A 16,801-nucleotide genomic window follows, 5' to 3' on the forward strand; every position below is an offset into this window, starting at 1 on the left:
CGCAGGCATGAACGAGGCCGTCACGCTGGATCGCACCGCCGCGCAGCGCGTCGCCGCCGACCCGATCGGCACCCTGCCGCTGCGCCTTTCCATCAACGGCGAGGCGCGCCGGCTGCAGGTGGAGCCCTGGACGACGCTGCTCGACCTGCTGCGCGACAAGCTTGATCTCACTGGGTCCAAAAAGGGCTGCGATCACGGCCAGTGCGGCGCGTGCACGGTGCTGATCGACGGCAAGCGGATGAATTCCTGCCTGAAACTCGCCGTCACGCTGGACGGGTGCGAGGTGACGACGATCGAGGGGCTGGGCCAGCCGGGCAAGCTCCACCCGCTGCAGAGCGCCTTCATCGAGCATGACGCGTTCCAGTGCGGCTATTGCACGCCGGGCCAGATCTGCTCCGCGCAGGGGCTGATCAACGAAGGCCATGCGCACAGCCGCGACGAGGTGCGCGAGCAGATGAGCGGCAACCTGTGCCGCTGCGGCGCCTATCCCAACATCGCCGATGCGGTGCTGGAGGTTCTGAGCACGGAGAAGCCGGCATGATCCGCTTCGACTACCAGCGGCCCGGCGCCACGGCCGATGCGATTGCCGCCGGACGCGACGACCATGCCGCCTATCTCGCCGGCGGCACCAACCTCGTTGATCTGATGAAGGAAAATGTCGCCCGCCCGTTGCAGGTGATCGACATCAATCACCTGCCGCTGCGCGCGATCGAAGCGCGCGAGGGCGGCGGGCTGCGGCTCGGCGCGCTCGCCACCAATGCCGACACCGCTTACCATCCGGAGGTGCAGGCGCGCTATCCGCTGCTCGCCTCCGCGATCCTCGCCGGCGCCTCGCCGCAGCTGCGCAATGCCGCGACCAACGGCGGCAACCTCAACCAGCGGACGCGCTGCTATTATTTCTATGACGTGCACACCCCCTGCAACAAGCGGCGTCCCGGCGAGGGCTGCGGCGCGATTGGGGGCGTGAACCGGATCCATGCCATCCTGGGCGCGAGCGACCAGTGCATCGCCACGCATCCGTCCGACATGTGCGTGGCGCTCGCCGCGCTGGAGGCGGAGGTGCAGGTGAGCGGGCCGGATGGCGAGCGCACGATCCCCTTCGCCGATTACCACCGCCTGCCCGGCGACGAGCCATGGCGCGATAACAACCTGCGCGCCGGCGAGCTTGTCACCGCAATCGACCTGCCGGCGGAAGGGTTCGCCAGCAACTACACCTATCTGAAGCTGCGCGACCGCCTGTCCTACGCCTTTGCCCTGGTGTCGGTCGCGGTGGCCCTGAAGATGGAGGATGGCGAGATCGCCGAGGCGCGCGTGGCGCTGGGCGGGGTCGCGCACAAACCGTGGCGCGTGCCGGAGGCGGAGCGCCTGCTGCGCGGCGAGCGGCCGGGCGAAGATGCCTTTCGCGCCGTGGCGGAGGCGATGCTGAAGGGCGCGCGCGGCCAGGGCGAGAATGATTTCAAGATCGGCCTGGCCCGGCGCGCCATCGTGCGCGCGCTGGCGCAGGCCGCAGCGGGCACGCCGCAATCGCAAACCGACAAGCGCATCGTCTGAGGAGCAACCCATGAACGCACCGGCCAAGATCGGCATCGGCTCGTCGCTGTCACGGGTGGACGGCGTGGACAAGGTGACGGGGCAGGCGAAATATGCCGCCGAATATAACGTGCCCGGTCTGCTGCACGGCGTGGCGGTCAATTCGCGGATCGCCAAGGGCTCGATCCTGTCGATCGACGAGGCCGCGGCCCGCGAGGTGCCCGGCGTGGTGGACGTGATCAGCCACCTCAACCGCCCGAAACAGGCTTGGCTCGACCGCAACTGGAAGGACGAGCTGTCGATCCCCGGCGAGCCGTTCAAGGCATTTCACGACGACACTATCCTGTTCGCCGGCCAGCCGGTCGCGCTGGTGGTGGCGGAGACGTTCGAGGCGGCGCGCTTCGCCGCCAGCCTGATCGAGGTGCGCTATGAGGAAGAGGCGCACAACATCGACTTCGAGGCCTCGCTGGCCGAGAAGTTCCTGCCGTCGTACATGAAGCGGCGGAACAATTATCATCCGCCGAAGAACCGCGGCGATGCGGAGGCAGCCTTTGCCGATGCCCCGGTGAAGATGACGGGCGATTATCACCTCGCGCCCGAACATCACAATCCGATGGAGATGCACGCCTCCACGGTGGAATGGCATGGCGACGGCAAGATCACCGTTTACGACAAGGTGCAGGGATCACAGGGCCCGCAGGCCTATCTCGCCAGCGCCTTTGGCCTCAGCAAGAAGGACGTCCGTGTCGTCAACGCTTATGTCGGCGGCGGCTTCGGATCGGGGCTGCGGCCGCAATGGCAGGTGCAGCTTGCCGTGATGGCGGCGATCCACCTCGAGCGATCGGTGCGGGTGGTGATGACGCGCCAGCAGATGTTCACCCATGCGCACCGCCCCGAATGCACCTATTCGGTGCGCCTCGGCGCCGAGCCGGACGGCAAGCTCCAGGCGATGATCCATGACGCGACCACCTCCACATCCCGCTTCGAGAACAACATGGAGGATATCGTCGTCTGGGGCATGATGAACTACGACTGCCCCAATGCCAGCGGCGAATATACGATCGCGCCGCGCGACACCTATACCTCCGCCGACATGCGCGCGCCGGGCGCGGCGACGGGCATGGCGCTGTTCGAAATCGCGATGGACGAAATGGCCTATGCCGCCGGCGTCGATCCGCTGGACTTCCGCCTCCTGAACTATTCGGAGGTCGATGCGATGAACGGCACGCCCTACACCTCCAAGGCGCTGCGCGAGGCGTATCAGGAGGGCGCGGCGCGCTTCGGCTGGGAGAAGAGATCGCCCGCGCCCCGCTCCATGAAGGAAGGGCGCGAGCTGATCGGCTGGGGCATGGCGACGGGCATGTGGGACGCCCAGTTCAGCAAGACCGCGGCGCGCGCGGTGCTGAGCGCCGACGGCAGGCTGGAGGTCGCCTCGGCCAGCTCCGACATCGGCACCGGCACCTATACGGTGATGGTGCAGGTCGCGGCCGATACGCTGGGCCTCGCGCCCGAGCAGATCACCGCCAAGCTGGGCGACAGCGACCTGCCCCAGGCACCGGTGGAGGGCGGATCCTGGGCCGCGGCGTCGACCGGCGCGGCGGTACAGCTTGCCTGCCAGTCAGTGGCGAAGAAGCTGCTGTCGGCGGCGGAGAAGCTCGACGGGCAGCCGTTTCGCGGCGTCAACGGCATCGAGGGGCTGGAGTTAGCCGGCGGCGAGATGATCCGGCGCGACAATCCCACGATCCGCGCAAGGATCACCGACGTGATGGCCGCCGCCGGGCTGGATGACATCGAGGTGGAGGAAACCGCCGCACCCGGGATCAGCGACATGGTGTCCATGGCGCGCAAGTCCCGCAACACGCACAGCGCGATCTTCTGCGAAGTGCGGGTGGACGAGGAGCTGAACCAGGTGCGCGTGACCCGCGTGGTCAATGCCGTCGCCGCCGGCCGGATCATCAACCCCAAGACTGCGCGCAGCCAGATCCTGGGCGGCGTGGTGATGGGCATGGGCATGGCGCTGCACGAGGAGACGTTCGCGGACACGAAGCTGGGCCGGTGGATGAACCACAATTTCGCCGAATATCACGTGCCCGCCCATGCCGATGTGCACGATATCGACGTGATCTTCGTGCACGAGCCCGATCCCGAGGTGTCGCCGCTGGGCGTGAAGGGGCTGGGCGAGATCGGCATCGTCGGCACCGCGGCGGCGATCGCCAATGCCATCTATCACGCCACGGGAAAACGCGTGCGCGAACTGCCGATCACCATCGACAAGTTGCTGGAAACGCCCGCCGGGTGAGCGGGCGCCGCCCGGCGCGGTGCCAAGCGCGTTGAGATAGACCTGCTGCCTAGGGTTTGATCCGACCAGATTGATCCGCCGCCCCGGCGAAGGCCGGGGCCCAGTTGCGCGACAAAGCTGGCAGGCACAGCGGACTTTGCCAACGCCTTCCCACCTGGACCCCGGCCTTCGCCGGGGAGGTGCTTCGAGGAGCCTGGATCAAACCTTAGTCGACGCCATTGCGTCGAGACCAGCTGAAGCGCGCGCTGTGTGCTAACGCACCGCTTCAACCTAGTGTTGAGGACGCAGCGTCTTTCCGCCAGGATCTTGTGATTAATCCATCTCAGACCTGGGCCCGACTGCAACTTTCGAAGGTACTGCTTGAAGTCGCCGACTTAACAATCGTTCGTATCAAATCCGAGTAGCAGAAAAGGGAAAGCCGCGTCGAGTTTCCTCTCAGCGGCTTTCGAGCTGGCAGCACGCTACCAGCGGGTATGAATAGTTGATATGGCTAGCATACCTTCATTGCGAGATGCGACGCGGGCCTACGGCCCGACGTCCGCGGCGCCGGTCTTCACCTTCATCGACGCCGGGCCCTTGAAGCCGAGCGCCTCGGACACGCGGTCATTCCAGCCATAAGGATCGTTGCGCACGATCGGCGCGCCGGATTCGTCGAACAGCACCGTCTGGTACAGCAGCCGGACGGGGATCTGGCGGGGCAGCTTGACGAAGGTTTCCTTGCCCGTCGCACGGGCCTTGTTCCATTCGTCGAGCACGCCTTCCTGCTCGGCCAGCATCTGCGCGAAGCCGAGCGCGTCCTCCACGCGGACGCAGCCGTGGCTGCGCGCGCGCTGCACCATGCCGAACAGCGGCTTGGCGGGCGTATCGTGCAGGTAGATGGCGTGTTCGTTCTGCATGTCGAACTTGACCAGGCCGAGCGAGTTCTTCGGACCCGGCTGCTGCACGATCCAGCCGTCCTTCCAGACCATGTTATTGGCCTTGAGATAGCCGGAGCCCTTGTTGGCGATCTCCTTGTTCTGGATCGAGCGCGGCACCGTCCAGGTCGGGTTGGCGACGAGGCGGAACATGGGGGAGCCGAGCTGCGGCGTTTCCGTGTCCGGCTCGCCCACCACCACGCGGCGGCTGTCGACCAGCTTGCCGTCGCGGAAATAGCTGAGCCGCGCGGCGGCGACGTTCACGTCGATGCGGGTGGGCGGCGGGCTGCGCTCCAGCCAGCGCAGCCGTTCCATGTTCACCGCGATCGCGCGGGCGCGCACGTCATCGGACATGTTGAGGATCGCCAGCGCCTCCGCGCCGATCACGCCATCCGGCTCCATGCCGTAATCGGCCTGCATCGTCTTCACCGCCGCGACCATGGCGGGGGTGTAGCTGTTGCCCTGTGCGCCAGATTGTGCGCCGGCCTGTGATCCGGCCTGCACGGCGGCACGGTCCAGATAATCGAGCGCGACCAGCTGGTTGGCGATCACTGGCAGGCGCGGATCGGTGGCGCCCGGCTTGATCAGGTCGCCCGTTTCGGGAACCGCCGGCTTCGCCTGCGCCGGCTGCTTGCGCAGCGCCACATATGCTTCGGACAGGCGGCGGTAATTGGCGTCCTGCGGCGCGAGGCCGTCGAGCCACTTGCCGACATCGCCGGCGGCGAGCGCGTTCTGCAGGCCCTGTTTCAGATCCACCTTCGGCCGCGCGACGGTATAGACGTCGTACAGCTTGGTGGGGTCGGTCGCGCCTTGCGCCAGCGCGCCGGCATAAGCGAGCGCCGCCTGGGTCAGCGCCTGTGGGTCATCGCCGCTGACGGCGAAATCCTTGCCATCCAGGCCGTGCGCGGCGCGGCCGGCGATGGCCTTGCGCAGCTGGTCGGCGGTGCTGTCACTCCAGCTTGCCTGCTGTGCCGCCTCCGTGCCGGCGGCGCCGTTTTGCGCTGATTGATCCTGAACGCTGCACCCTGCGAGAAGGGCGATTGCCGATGCGGTGACGACCCAGTTTCTACCCACTTGCTACTCCCGTGAACTATCAGGGAACGCACGGAAACGCCGCGCGCTCCACGGGATCGAGTCGGGCGGCCGGGCGCGGAGAGGGAAGGTGACGCTGACATGAGGATCGCGACGTTCAGCACCAAACCATATGACCGGACCTATCTGGCGGCGGCCAACGATGCGCTGGGCGGGGGGCATGAGATCCGCTTCCTGGAGCCGAGGCTGAGCCTCGACACCGCGCCGCTGGGGCAGGGAGCGACGGGAATATGCGCCTTTGTCAACGACTTGCTCGACCGGCCGGTGCTGGAGGCGCTGCACGCCGGGGGCACGCGGCTGATCGCGCTGCGCTGTGCCGGGTTCAACAATGTGGACCTGGTCGCGGCGCAGGAGCTGGGCATCCAGGTGGGGCGGGTGCCGGCCTATTCGCCCGAGGCGGTGGCGGAACATACCGCCGCGCTGATGCTGAGCCTCAGCCGCAACATCCACCGCGCCTATGCCCGCGTGCGGGAGGGCAATTTCGCACTGGACGGGCTGACCGGGTTCAACTTTCACGGTCGCACGGTGGGAATCGTGGGAACCGGGCAGATCGGCACCAGCCTGGCGCGCATCATGAACGGCCTCGGCTGCCGCATCCTTGGCCATGATCCGGCCGCGAACAGGAGCTTTTCGGCCACCGGCGGGGAATATGTCGATCTGGCAACGCTGTTCGCCCGATCCGACATCATTTCGCTCCACTGCCCGCTGACCCCCCACACCCGCCACCTGATCGATCATGCGGCGATCGCGCGGATGAAGCCGGGGGTGATGATCATCAACACCGGGCGCGGCGCGCTGGTGGAAACGCAGGCGCTGATCGACGGATTGAAGAGCGGCCATATCGGCCATGTCGGCCTGGACGTCTATGAGGAGGAAAGCGACCTCTTCTTCGAGAACCTGTCCAGCCAGATCATCCAGGACGATGTGTTCGCGCGGCTCCTGACCTTTCCCAACGTGCTGATCACCGGCCACCAGGCGTTCCTGACGCACGAGGCGCTGACCGCCATCGCCGAGACGACGATGGAGAATGTCGCCGCCTTCGCGCGCACCGGCCGGCCGATCTTTCCGGTGACGGTGGAAATGCTGGCCTGAGCGGTGCCGGCGACCGGCCCGCTTACCGGCCCCGCTGAGCGGCCCCGTTTACCGGCCCCGTTTACCGGCCCCGCTTACTGGCTGTAGCGATCTAGCCCGAGGCCGTCGGTAGCGATGGGAGGGCGCTGGCCCGAGATGAGCGCGGAAACCACTGCGGCCGAGCCGCAGGCCATGGTCCAGCCAAGCGTGCCATGACCGGTGCTGAGGAACAGGTTCGCGGGCCCCGCGCGGCCGATGATCGGCGGGCCATCGGGCGTCATGGGGCGAAGGCCGCTCCAGAAGCCGGTCGGCCCCGGCCGCGCCGCGCCGGGGAACAGATCGTTCAGCGAATGGAGCAACGTCGCCTCGCGCCGGCGGGGCAGCGAATTATCATAGCCGGAAATCTCCGCCATGCCGCCCACGCGGATGCGATCGCCCAGCCGGGTGATCGCGATCTTGTAGCTTTCGTCGAGCAGGGTGGAGACGGGCGCCAGCGCCGGATCGGCGATCGGCACGGTCAGCGAATAGCCCTTCACCGGATACACCGGCAGGCGCAAGCCGAGCGGGCGGACGAGCTGCGGCGAATGGCTGCCAAGCGCGACGAGATAAGTATCGCCGCGAATGGTGCCGGCATCGGTGCTGACCCCGGCGATTGCGCCGCCCGATAGCTCAAGCGCCCGGATCGCGGTGGAATAACGGAACTCCACCCCGTCCGCGGCGAGCCGCTCCGCCAGGCGGGTGGTGAACAGGTGGCAATCGCCCGTCTCGTCATTGGGCAGGCGAAGCCCGCCGACGAAGCGGTCGCGCGCGGCGGCAAGGCCCGGCTCCGCCCGCACGCAACCGTCGCGGTCGAGCAATTCGAACGGCACGCCATAATCGCGCAGCACATCCATGTCCTTCGCGCTGCCGGCCATCTGCTTGTCGGTGCGGAAGAGCTGAAGCGTCCCCTGCGAACGTTCGTCATAGGCGATGCCGAGGTCGCGGCGCAGCGCCACCAGCTCGTCGCGGCTGAACTCCGCCAGCCCGACCATGCGGCTCTTGTTCAGGGCATAGCGCTGCGCCGTGCAGTTGCGCAGCATGGCGGCAAGCCAGGTCAGCATCGCCATGTCGGGTCGCGGCCGCAGGATCAGCGGCGCGTGATGCATCAGCAGCCAGCGGATCGCCTTTGCCGGAATGCCCGGCGCCGCCCAGGGCGAGGCATAGCCGGGTGAGATCTCGCCCGCATTGGCGAAGCTGGTTTCCAGCGCCGCGCCTGGCTGGCGATCGACCACCACCACCTCATGCCCGGCGCGGCGGAGGTAATAAGCGGCGGTGACGCCGATCACCCCGGCGCCAAGAACGACGACCCTCATCGTGCCGACACCGGCATGGCGGGACGCGAAAGCGGGGCAAGAGCGAAGGCAGAAGCAGGCACCGCGCCGCCGCCGGCCCGAACCCGCCGCCAGATTGCACGATCCACCATCGCCACTCGCTCTCCCCGCTCATTCTCCAATGGCATCATAGATGAAGCCGACGCGGATTTTTGGCCGAATCTGCGACGGAAGCTGCTATCGCGGCGCCGTTTTCGCAGCATCTGCGAACGAACAGGGATAATCACGACCATGACCGACGCGGTGGACCGCCGCATCCTGAACCAGCTCCGGCTGAACGCGCGGATCACCAACAGCGCGCTGGCGCGTGAGGTGGGGCTGTCCGAATCCGCCTGCCTGCGCCGGCTGAAGCTGCTGGAAAAAAGCGGCGTGATCCGCGGCTATACCGCGATCATCGCCGGCAGCGATCCCGACGAGGGGACGGTGGCGCTGGTGCAGGTGGAGCTGGAACGGCAGACGGAGGAATATCTCACCCGGTTCGAGGCGGCGATGCGCCGCCATGCCGAGATCCGCGAATGGTATCTGCTGACGGGCGATGGCGATTACCTGCTGCGGCTGCAGATCACCGACATGGATCATTACGCCCGGTTCCACCGCGACGTGCTGTCCCGACTGCCGGGCGTGTCGCGGATCACGTCCAGCTTCGCGATGCGCAGCAATCGCAAGCCGTGAGGGAAAGCGCGCCTCACCGGGGCAGCTTCAGCAACCAGCCGAGCTTCAGCCGCGGCAGGCAATAGGCCAACGCCAGGCAGCCCAGGGTGGTGACAAGGGTAAGAAGCAGCGGCGCGGCGATGGCGGCCAGCGGCGATCCCTTGACCGCGCCGGGCAGGTACGTGGCGGCGAGGTTCAGCAGGGCGGTGAGGACCAGGAAATGGAGCACATAGACCTGTAGCGTCCGCGATCCCATCCAATGACCGAACGAACGGAGCAGCGGCACATGCCGCGTCGCGAGGCTGGAGGCGATGATGCCCCAGAAGACGCAGGCGATCCCCGCCAGCGGGAACGTGCCGAAGACGTTCTTGTGATAGGCCCATATCAAAGCGAGCATGACCGGCGTGGCCAGCGCCAGCGTGACGATGCCGGCGCGCCGCGCGAGGGCGAAGGCGGGCTCGCGGAAGCGCAGGCCAGCGAAAAAGAAGAACAGGCATTGCAGCATGAGCCGTGGCGGCGGGTGGATCGTGCCCTTCAGCGTCGGCGCGAGCGTGGCGATCACGAAGGTGACCGCCAGCACCATCATGGCGGGGAGCGGCGCCGCGATCCGCGCCAGCAGGAAGAACATCGTCAGCGCCCAGAGATACCAGGCGGGGGAATCGCCGACGATCGCCATCAGGATTTGCTGAACAACCGTGTAGCTGCTCCAGTCCAGCCGCGGCCATGCGGGGATCACCGCGATGTAGATCGCAGCCCACAGGAAATAGAGGTAGAGATTGTTCCACACGCGCTTGTGCGCGATGTCGCGCCAGGGCTTGGTGACGGCGCTGGTGGCGAGCATCCCTGAAATGAAGAAGAACAGGGGCATGCGCAGCGGCTTGTTGACGTCGCTGACCAATGGCCAGATCCGGTCGGCCAGCGCGTCATTCTGAAACCCGATCAGCCAGGTGGCGTGGCGGGAGTGGAAAAGCACCACGAGGATGATGGCGCAGGCGCGCGCGAAATCGGGCCAGGCCTCGCGCTGGCCATGCGGCGGGGAGGGCGATGCCGCGGGACGGCCGGTCTGCCCCCGTTCGGGCAAGCCCGCCGGCTGGGCGCCATCCGCCGTCGTCCTGGCACTGTTATAAGGGGTCATTCCAGTACCGCTCCGCATCGATGAAGCGTCGCCGGACCGATCCCCGGCAGGAGCGCTGACCTCATCCGGACATACCCCGTCCGGCCCGAACCGCCGGGCCGCGCGGATGGTAGGCAAGGCAGGATCGATCGGACATTGGCAATTCGGGGGTATGATCCTTTGCCGGGCGGGATCGGCGCGGCGGCGCTTCGGATCGGCGGGACGGAGACGGCATGCAGATGGGGGCGCAGACGGGAAAGGGCGGCACGACCGGCCGGCGTTGTTCGTGCGCTATCAATGCGCCGTTTCTTGACGCCGGCGCCATTCCTTGCCGAGGGGAGAGGATGGCGGGAGGATGGAACCTGATGCCCCAGCATGGCGACCGATCGGGCGTTCACCCGAAGCCGTGGGCGCGCGGGCGTGGCCGAAGCGTGACCCGCTGGCTGCTGGCGGCGCTATACTTTGGCGCCGGGGTTCTTCATCTCGCCATCCCCGCGCCATTCCTGGGCATCACGCCGGCCTGGGTGCCCGCGGCGCCCTTCGTCATCATGGCGACCGGGCTTGCCGAACTGGCGGGCGCGATCGCGCTGGTGCAGCGCCGGTCGCCGCCGGTGCGGCGCGCGGCGGGATGGGGGCTCGCCGCTTATGCGCTGTGCGTGTGGCCGGCCAATGTGAACCACCTGCTGCTGGACATGGCACGCGCCGATCATGGGCTCGGCTGGATCTATCACGGCCCGCGCATGGTGCTGCAGCCGGTGCTGATCTGGGCGGCCTTGTGGTCGAGCGGGGCGATCGGCGGGCGTCGATCGCGGGTGATCTGACGGGCTTTACGGGCCGGGCGGAGAAGCAGGGATGACGGGCCGGGATGACTGGCGGCCGGCGACCCTGTAGAGCCGGGCGGCCGAAAATAGAGTGGCAGGGTGGTGTCTCCTGCGCCCCGACGGGTTCTTCCCTGCCACGGCGTTCAACCTCATCGGGTGACGGCGCGTGGCGCGATCCGCGTCCGTCGCGAAGGAGCGCGTGTGAAATATCTGTATCTGGCGTCCGCGATCATCGCCGAGGTCATCGGCACCAGTTTCATGAAGGAATCGGACGGCTTTTCCAGGCTGGTGCCGAGCATCATCACGGCGATTGCCTATGCCATCGCCTTTTATTTCCTCTCGCAGACGCTGAAGACCATTCCGACCGGCATCGCTTATGCGATCTGGTCAGGCGCCGGCATCGTCCTCATCACCGCGATCGCCTGGGTGTTTCAGGGCCAGAAGCTGGATGTCGCCGCGATGCTGGGCATGGCGCTGATCGTCGCGGGCGTGATCGTGATGAACGTGTTTTCGAAGGCTGCGGGGCATTAGGGATTTGATCCAGGCTTCTGGAAGCACCTCCCCGGCGAAGGCCGGGGGCCAGGTGGGAGAGCGTTGGCAGAACCCGGTGCGCCTGCCAGCTATGTCGCGCAACTGGGCCCCGGCCTTCGCCGGGGAGGTGAATCAATCTGGGTGGATCAAACTACGAAGGGTCCGGGTGTGGGGGAGGGATGCCTTGGCGCGCGAGGGCGTCGTTGCGCGCAGGCGACACGCGGAGGTGTGACGACCGGCGGGAGAACGCTTACTTCGCGCCGAGGCCCGATCCGCCGACCGGGATCGTTTCCGCCACCCGCTCCATGGCGGCGATCAGCGGGCGTCCCCGGGTGATGGCGTCGCGGACGGACGGGAGCGAAAGGGAAGCGGCGTGGGCCTGCTTGCTTTCCCATACCTCGGTGATCCAGATCGTGTCCGCGCTCGCCGGATCGTTCGCGACGACATAGCTGAGGCAGCCCGGCATGCCGGCGACGCCATCCACCAGGATCGCCGCCAGTGCATCGCGCTTGCCGACCTGGGCCGTCATCTTGCCGATCAGACCGTACATGCCGTTCCTCCCTGCCGCTGCGCTCGCCATGCTGGTTGCCGGGCCGAGCGCGCCGATGGCGGCCGTGGCGGCGAGAAAGGTGCGTCGCTCGATTCCCATGCGCAGAGCGTAGCGCCAAATCGCGCGGCGGGAAGGCGGAACTCGCCTTGCCCGTCCGGGGTGGGGGCGGGGTTGTCGATGGGCCCGGCCTGAACGAGAGGCGCGGGCTTTGACAGGCTCAGCCCGGTCGGGGCGGGCACATGCTTCGACAAGCGCGCGGCGGTCGCTAAGGGAAGGGTGACGCGAGGGCGAAGGGACGTGAGCATGACGCAACTGGCCGGCAGGACCGCGCTTGTCACCGGCGCCGGCGGCGGGCTGGGGCGGGAGATGGCGCGGGCGCTGGCGGGGGCGGGGGCGCATGTGCTGCTGCACGGCCGACGTGCGGCGCCGCTGGAGGCGCTGGCGGCGACCATCGCGGCGGAGGGGGCACGCTGCGAGATCGTGACGGCGGACCTTGAGAGCGATGGCGCGGCGGCGGCGCTGGCAGCACGCGGCGCGCCGATCCACATCCTAGTCAACAATGCCGGCGCACGCGACCGGCGCGACATGGCGGCGCTTGACCGGGCGGCGGTGCGGCGGCTGCTCGAGATCAACATGATCGCGCCGTTCGACCTGGCGCGCCAGATCGCGCCGCGCATGCCGGCGGGCGGGCGGATCATCAACATCACCTCCATCGCCGGGCCGATCGCGCGCGCGGGCGACGCGGCCTATACGATGAGCAAGGGCGGGCTGGAGGCGATGACCCGCGCGCTGGCGGCGGAGCTCGGGCCCCGCGACATCACCGTCAACGCCGTCGCGCCCGGCTATTTCGCGACGGACGCCAATGCGGCGATGGTGGCCGATCCGGAAATCGCCGCGCATCTTGCCCGACGCACGTCGCTTGGCCGCTGGGGCCGGCCGGAGGAAATCGCCGGCGCGGTCCTGTTCCTCGCCTCGCCCGCCGCCTCCTATGTGACGGGGCAGGTGCTGGCGGTGGACGGCGGCTATCTGGCGCATTTCTGACGAAACGGCACGGGACGGGACCGATGGCGAAGCGCAAACGCCTGCTGCGGGCGACCATGGCCGACGGCTATGTGAAGGTGATCGGCCCCACCGCGAGCGCCTTCACCCATTATTGGCGCATCGTGGCGCACCTGGGCGGCGGGCGGACCGAAGTCTTCTGGGGTCATACCAAATCGCTGCGCGAGGCGACCGGCAAGAAAGCGGCGGCGGAAGAAGCGGCCAAGCAACGTGGCTGGGCCAGCTATGACTTCGAAGTGGTGGCTCTGGAGGAGCTTTGAATCCCGGCGAATCCGGCTGCAGTGCTGCGCCTTGGGAAGCGCAGTAGTTTGACAGATCTGTGAATCGTCCCGCCGCTGAACATTCCAACAACTGGTAGGTACTTCGCGCAGTTACTTGTGCGCGCTTCGTTAACCCTTGTGGATAGAGGGTTGCGAATCGGTTTGATTCCTGCCCAGATTGATTGGGGGAATACGGAAAACACGTATCTAAGGGGGAATGACATGGCCAAACGTTGGGAAGAGCTGGAAAAACGCGCCAGTGCCGCGCCGACTCTGAAGGAAGCGATGCACTGGCTGGAAGAGGCCAGCCGGGCACGCCGGACGGTCTCGATCGAGGGCTTTTGGCAGACGCCGTCGCCGTTCGACGGGATGGACCCTTGCGCGGGCTGGGGACAGCGGCGCTGACGACAACGCCGCACGATCTGATCTGTCCCAAATGGGGGCGGAATCTATTCGGTGACGATGATCCTACGGGCGGGCGCGACATCATCAAACGGGGCGTGAGCGCGCTTTCTTGTAATGTGGGGCGAACTGGACAATAGTCCGAAAGCGGCACCTTCTGCCGTCAGTTGAGCGCCCTGCTGTTCGAACTCCCTTCCGGCGGGGCGCTCACCTAGCGCTAATGCCGATGCCATAGCGATGCCGTTGCGATGCCGGGCTCGGGTTCAGGCTGGGACTGCGCCAATCACGCGATCGATGCGGATAGCGGCGTTCACTTTCACCTTCGGCTTTGATTGCGACCGTGTCACCGGTTTGAACTTGCGCCAGATGATCGGCGGCAAGGCGGCGTCGACTGGACGACCTGTTGATATCAGTTAAGCAAATATGGCGTTCATCCGTACGTAGTTTGCTCTTCTTGAACATTCTGTCCCAAATTGGATAAGTGCTTGGCAGAGGGATGCTTATCGCCCGATCCGAATGCGTTACTGCGCGCGTTCGTTTTGGGGAGAAAAGGATGTCCATCTTCATAGCCGCCGGGATTGCCACGCCAATCTTCGCCGTATCGACGTTGCGGATCGTCAAGGCGCGGCGCTTGCGGCGCGAGCGCGATGCGCGGCGGGACCGGCGCGATGCGGAAGCACGGCGGCGGATGGGTCTGAAGGGGTAAGCAAGGCGCCGAACCCCTGGCGATCCGTGACGAACGGGGGAGCGGATGACTGGCCAGGAGTGGATGCTTGCCGCAGTTCAGACAATGGTGCGCTTGCTTGTGCGCCTGATCGTCGCGGAGCGGGCGTAAAGGTCCTTGGCGTAGCGCTGACTGGAGTTTTTCGAGGGGGAGCTAGGCTCAGCCACGCGGTTATGCCGGATCCTTCGGCGAAGCCCAGGGCGGGCTTGTGCCGGCGTCCACCGGGCCGCAAACCTTCACATCATTGCGTTCGCGGGACCTTGGATCCCGGCGCGAGGCCGGGATGACGTGGCTTGTGAGGGGGGGGCGGGTTTCGCAGACGCCACATAAGACCTAGGTGGCGGGGCTTTGGGAAATCTTCGCAGCGGCTCGCGCAGGGCCGGGCCAGGTGGTTGCGGGTGCTGTCGCCAAGGTTCCGGCAGATGCGGATCTGCCGGCTGCGCTCCGCGATCGTTGAGGTTGGGGCCTGAGCCCACGCCGCCATGCCGGGCGCTTGGGCGGAGCTCAGGGCGGGCTTGTGCCGGCAGCCGTGGGGCGCAAACGTTCACACTGTTGCGTTCGCGGGACCTTGGATCCCGGCGCGAGGCCGGGATGACGGGGCGCGTGAGGGACCGGCGGGTTCTCGCTTCGGTTTCGTCCAAGGTCGAGATGACGAAGGTTTTGCGGCTGTCGACGTGTTTGGCGGCCGCGGGGTCGCGCACAGCTGGGCGGCGGCTTGCGTTGACTGAAGCGCGCCCGGCATCACGGCTGGCCCGCATAGACCACGATCTTGGCCGGGCTGCCGGGGCGTAGCTGTCGCTGCTCCAGGCCGTTCAGGAGCGAGAAGAGCGCCGCCGGGGCCGGATCCGCGGTGCGGGCGGCGAGCGTGGCGGGGGTGTCGCCGGGCGTGACCGCAACCGTGCGGATCACGCGCGGGCGCAGTGTTGCCGCCTCCGCCGGGGAGAGCCGCCGGAAGGAAGCGAACAGGCTGGCGATCGCCTGCGCGCTGGCATCCGCGGGCGGCGAGGCGATGATGAAATGATAGGCCTGGCCATCGCCGCCATCATAGATCGCCATGGCGAGCGGCACGGCGCCGTCGCGCACCGCCAGGCGCACCTGCATGATGATCGTCGGCAGGCCGTTCACCAGCATTTGCGACACGTCCGTGATCTCCGCCGGCGCATCGCCCACGACATGCGCGGCCAGCGCCTGGGCGTAGCGCGCCAGCCCGCCGGGGGGCAAAGGGCTGCCGCCGAACTCGCCCGAAATGCCGTTCGGCCCGGTCAGGCGAATGGCGCGCGGGCTGTTCATCAGGGTGAAGCCGGGCGGCGCCTCGAAGGAGATGCGCATCAGGGGATGGGCGAAGCGGCTGCCGATCACGAAGCCCTGTTCGGGATCGTCGCCGAAGAGCAGCCCGTCGACCGCGGCGAAATAGGGCGCCTCCAGTTCGGGCAAGGCATCATCGGCCAGCCCGGTATCCCGCGCCGTTTCCTGCGCGCGCGCGATCCGCCGCTGCGTCAGCGGATGGCTGAGCGCCCATTCCGGCACGCTGCGCGCGTCATCCTCCCGCGCGCGCTGCGTCATGAAGCGTTCCTGCCGTTGCAGCGCGGCGAGCATGTCCGCCGCGGCGTGCACGTCATAGCCGGCGTCGCGAAGATAGCGGACGCTCAGATCGTCCGCCTCATATTCCTGCGAGCGGGAATAGCGCAGGCCGAAATATTGCGCGGCCTGGTTGGCGAGGCGGGTGAGCCGTTCCGATCCGGTGACGGCCACCGCGATGACGCCGAGCTGGCGCCAGATCGAGCGACTTTCCTGCCGCTGCGCATGGCGGCCCATGATATGGCCAAGCTCATGCCCCAGCACCGAGGCAAGCTCCGCCTCGCTCGTCACCACCGCCACCAGCCCGCGCGTGACGTAGATGTAGCAGCCGGGCACGGCAAAGGCGTTCACCACCGCGCTGTTGACCAGGGTGAAGGTGCATTGCTGCTGCAGACCGGCGGCGCTGGCGACACGCTCGCCGACCTGCTGGACGTAAAGCGCGACCGAGCCGCCATATTCGCCGCCGAACTCGCTGAGCAGCACGGGATGCTGCTCGGCCCCGATCGCGCGATCCTCCGGCGAAATGGCGCCGGCCGGATCGGGCGCGCCGGGGCCACAGCTCGCCAGCGCTGCGGCGAGGGGAAGCGCGGCCAGCGCGCGGAGCCGCCGCCTCACAGCCAACCGAGCAGATACAGCAGCAGCAGCGTGACCGCCGCCGACACCAGCAACGACCCCGCGCAGCCCAGCCGCCGCGAGAACAGAAAGAACATGCCAACTCCTGCGCATTCGCCCTCGCCAACTCGCAAGGCCGTCGATTGGTTCTCCTAACGTGTGGGCGGCGTGTGGGCGGTCTGTGCCGGGGCGGGGCATGCGGCGCGATGGCCAAGGCGCCGTG

General features: G+C 67.4%; 17 protein-coding genes. 11 read left to right on the forward strand and 6 right to left on the reverse strand.

Annotation, left to right across the window (positions count from 1 at the left end; genetic code table 11):
• Window positions 1–7 precede the first annotated feature (7 nt).
• From BMX36_RS16680 to BMX36_RS16690, 3 genes are read left to right on the forward strand one after another with little or no spacing between them, the layout of a single operon-like run.
• Window positions 8–541: a (2Fe-2S)-binding protein gene (locus tag BMX36_RS16680; RefSeq protein ID WP_093067275.1), complete on the forward strand. Its 534-nt coding sequence runs from the start codon at window positions 8–10 to the stop codon at window positions 539–541.
• Window positions 538–1,551, forward strand: a complete 1,014-nt coding sequence (locus BMX36_RS16685) for an FAD binding domain-containing protein (RefSeq protein WP_093067278.1) — start codon at window positions 538–540, stop codon at window positions 1,549–1,551. Before BMX36_RS16680 ends, BMX36_RS16685 begins: the two co-directional genes overlap by 4 nt.
• 10 nt (window positions 1,552–1,561) lie before the next feature.
• Entirely contained in the window at window positions 1,562–3,829 is a 2,268-nt protein-coding gene (locus BMX36_RS16690; protein ID WP_093067281.1) for a xanthine dehydrogenase family protein molybdopterin-binding subunit, read from the forward strand.
• 524 nt (window positions 3,830–4,353) lie between these two features.
• Here BMX36_RS16690 and BMX36_RS16695 read toward each other — a convergent pair.
• Window positions 4,354–5,817, reverse strand: coding sequence for a L,D-transpeptidase family protein (locus tag BMX36_RS16695; RefSeq protein ID WP_093067283.1), 1,464 nt, complete (start codon window positions 5,815–5,817; stop codon window positions 4,354–4,356).
• A 99-nt stretch (window positions 5,818–5,916) separates the two neighbouring features.
• Between BMX36_RS16695 and BMX36_RS16700 the strand changes: the two genes are divergently transcribed.
• Window positions 5,917–6,927 carry a 2-hydroxyacid dehydrogenase gene (locus BMX36_RS16700; protein WP_066781214.1) on the forward strand — a complete coding sequence of 337 codons (1,011 nt, stop codon included), beginning with the start codon at window positions 5,917–5,919 and terminating at the stop codon, window positions 6,925–6,927.
• A gap of 74 nt (window positions 6,928–7,001) precedes the next feature.
• Here the strand turns inward: BMX36_RS16700 and BMX36_RS16705 are convergent, their stop codons facing one another.
• Window positions 7,002–8,351 (reverse strand): D-amino acid dehydrogenase, encoded by a 1,350-nt coding sequence (locus BMX36_RS16705; RefSeq protein ID WP_371262933.1) that lies wholly within the window; start codon window positions 8,349–8,351, stop codon window positions 7,002–7,004.
• A 156-nt stretch (window positions 8,352–8,507) separates the two neighbouring features.
• On the opposite strand from BMX36_RS16705, the gene BMX36_RS16710 reads away from it, so the two are divergent.
• Window positions 8,508–8,948, forward strand: a complete 441-nt coding sequence (locus BMX36_RS16710) for an Lrp/AsnC family transcriptional regulator (protein ID WP_066781227.1) — start codon at window positions 8,508–8,510, stop codon at window positions 8,946–8,948.
• Between the two features lie 13 nt (window positions 8,949–8,961).
• On the opposite strand, the gene BMX36_RS16715 is transcribed toward BMX36_RS16710, so the two are convergent.
• Window positions 8,962–10,062 carry an acyltransferase family protein gene (locus tag BMX36_RS16715; RefSeq protein ID WP_177179196.1) on the reverse strand — a complete coding sequence of 367 codons (1,101 nt, stop codon included), beginning with the start codon at window positions 10,060–10,062 and terminating at the stop codon, window positions 8,962–8,964.
• A gap of 323 nt (window positions 10,063–10,385) precedes the next feature.
• Between BMX36_RS16715 and BMX36_RS16720 the strand changes: the two genes are divergently transcribed.
• Entirely contained in the window at window positions 10,386–10,862 is a 477-nt protein-coding gene (locus BMX36_RS16720; RefSeq protein ID WP_371262932.1) for a DoxX family protein, read from the forward strand.
• A gap of 201 nt (window positions 10,863–11,063) precedes the next feature.
• Window positions 11,064–11,393: an SMR family transporter gene (locus BMX36_RS16725; protein WP_066780710.1), complete on the forward strand. Its 330-nt coding sequence runs from the start codon at window positions 11,064–11,066 to the stop codon at window positions 11,391–11,393.
• A gap of 250 nt (window positions 11,394–11,643) precedes the next feature.
• Here the strand turns inward: BMX36_RS16725 and BMX36_RS16730 are convergent, their stop codons facing one another.
• Complete coding sequence (locus BMX36_RS16730; protein ID WP_177179197.1) at window positions 11,644–12,042, reverse strand: putative quinol monooxygenase; 399 nt, start codon at window positions 12,040–12,042, stop codon at window positions 11,644–11,646.
• Between the two features lie 204 nt (window positions 12,043–12,246).
• On the opposite strand from BMX36_RS16730, the gene BMX36_RS16735 reads away from it, so the two are divergent.
• From BMX36_RS16735 to BMX36_RS16745, 3 genes are all read left to right on the forward strand, one after another.
• Entirely contained in the window at window positions 12,247–12,984 is a 738-nt protein-coding gene (locus tag BMX36_RS16735) for an SDR family oxidoreductase (protein WP_093067291.1), read from the forward strand.
• A 23-nt stretch (window positions 12,985–13,007) separates the two neighbouring features.
• Window positions 13,008–13,262 (forward strand): hypothetical protein, encoded by a 255-nt coding sequence (locus BMX36_RS16740; protein WP_066782278.1) that lies wholly within the window; start codon window positions 13,008–13,010, stop codon window positions 13,260–13,262.
• 222 nt (window positions 13,263–13,484) lie between these two features.
• Window positions 13,485–13,667: a hypothetical protein gene (locus BMX36_RS16745; RefSeq protein WP_066782159.1), complete on the forward strand. Its 183-nt coding sequence runs from the start codon at window positions 13,485–13,487 to the stop codon at window positions 13,665–13,667.
• 204 nt (window positions 13,668–13,871) lie between these two features.
• On the opposite strand, the gene BMX36_RS21375 is transcribed toward BMX36_RS16745, so the two are convergent.
• Window positions 13,872–14,126, reverse strand: a complete 255-nt coding sequence (locus BMX36_RS21375) for a hypothetical protein (RefSeq protein WP_143058599.1) — start codon at window positions 14,124–14,126, stop codon at window positions 13,872–13,874.
• 91 nt (window positions 14,127–14,217) lie between these two features.
• Between BMX36_RS21375 and BMX36_RS21800 the strand changes: the two genes are divergently transcribed.
• Complete coding sequence (locus tag BMX36_RS21800; RefSeq protein ID WP_156455613.1) at window positions 14,218–14,370, forward strand: hypothetical protein; 153 nt, start codon at window positions 14,218–14,220, stop codon at window positions 14,368–14,370.
• A 759-nt stretch (window positions 14,371–15,129) separates the two neighbouring features.
• Here BMX36_RS21800 and BMX36_RS16750 read toward each other — a convergent pair.
• On the reverse strand, window positions 15,130–16,581 hold the full coding sequence (locus BMX36_RS16750) for a M48 family metalloprotease (protein ID WP_066782160.1): 1,452 nt from the start codon (window positions 16,579–16,581) through the stop codon (window positions 15,130–15,132).
• Window positions 16,582–16,801: the final 220 nt, after the last annotated feature.

This window comes from Sphingomonas sp. OV641, from assembly GCF_900109205.1.
In the GTDB taxonomy this organism is placed as follows: Bacteria; Pseudomonadota; Alphaproteobacteria; order Sphingomonadales; family Sphingomonadaceae; genus Sphingomonas.

Bases quoted from the DNA above. Each gene is read 5' to 3' on its own strand.
- BMX36_RS16680 (WP_093067275.1), top strand. From the start codon at position 8: ATGAACGAGGCCGTCACGCTGGATCGCACCGCCGCGCAGCGCGTCGCC.
- BMX36_RS16685 (WP_093067278.1), top strand. From the start codon at position 538: ATGATCCGCTTCGACTACCAGCGGCCCGGCGCCACGGCCGATGCGATT.
- BMX36_RS16690 (WP_093067281.1), top strand. From the start codon at position 1,562: ATGAACGCACCGGCCAAGATCGGCATCGGCTCGTCGCTGTCACGGGTG.
- BMX36_RS16700 (WP_066781214.1), top strand. From the start codon at position 5,917: ATGAGGATCGCGACGTTCAGCACCAAACCATATGACCGGACCTATCTG.
- BMX36_RS16710 (WP_066781227.1), top strand. From the start codon at position 8,508: ATGACCGACGCGGTGGACCGCCGCATCCTGAACCAGCTCCGGCTGAAC.
- BMX36_RS16715 (WP_177179196.1), bottom strand. From the start codon at position 10,062: ATGACCCCTTATAACAGTGCCAGGACGACGGCGGATGGCGCCCAGCCG.
- BMX36_RS16720 (WP_371262932.1), top strand. From the start codon at position 10,386: ATGGCGGGAGGATGGAACCTGATGCCCCAGCATGGCGACCGATCGGGC.
- BMX36_RS16730 (WP_177179197.1), bottom strand. From the start codon at position 12,042: ATGGGAATCGAGCGACGCACCTTTCTCGCCGCCACGGCCGCCATCGGC.
- BMX36_RS16735 (WP_093067291.1), top strand. From the start codon at position 12,247: ATGACGCAACTGGCCGGCAGGACCGCGCTTGTCACCGGCGCCGGCGGC.
- BMX36_RS16740 (WP_066782278.1), top strand. From the start codon at position 13,008: ATGGCGAAGCGCAAACGCCTGCTGCGGGCGACCATGGCCGACGGCTAT.
- BMX36_RS16745 (WP_066782159.1), top strand. From the start codon at position 13,485: ATGGCCAAACGTTGGGAAGAGCTGGAAAAACGCGCCAGTGCCGCGCCG.
- BMX36_RS21375 (WP_143058599.1), bottom strand. From the start codon at position 14,126: ATGTTCAAGAAGAGCAAACTACGTACGGATGAACGCCATATTTGCTTA.
- BMX36_RS21800 (WP_156455613.1), top strand. From the start codon at position 14,218: ATGTCCATCTTCATAGCCGCCGGGATTGCCACGCCAATCTTCGCCGTA.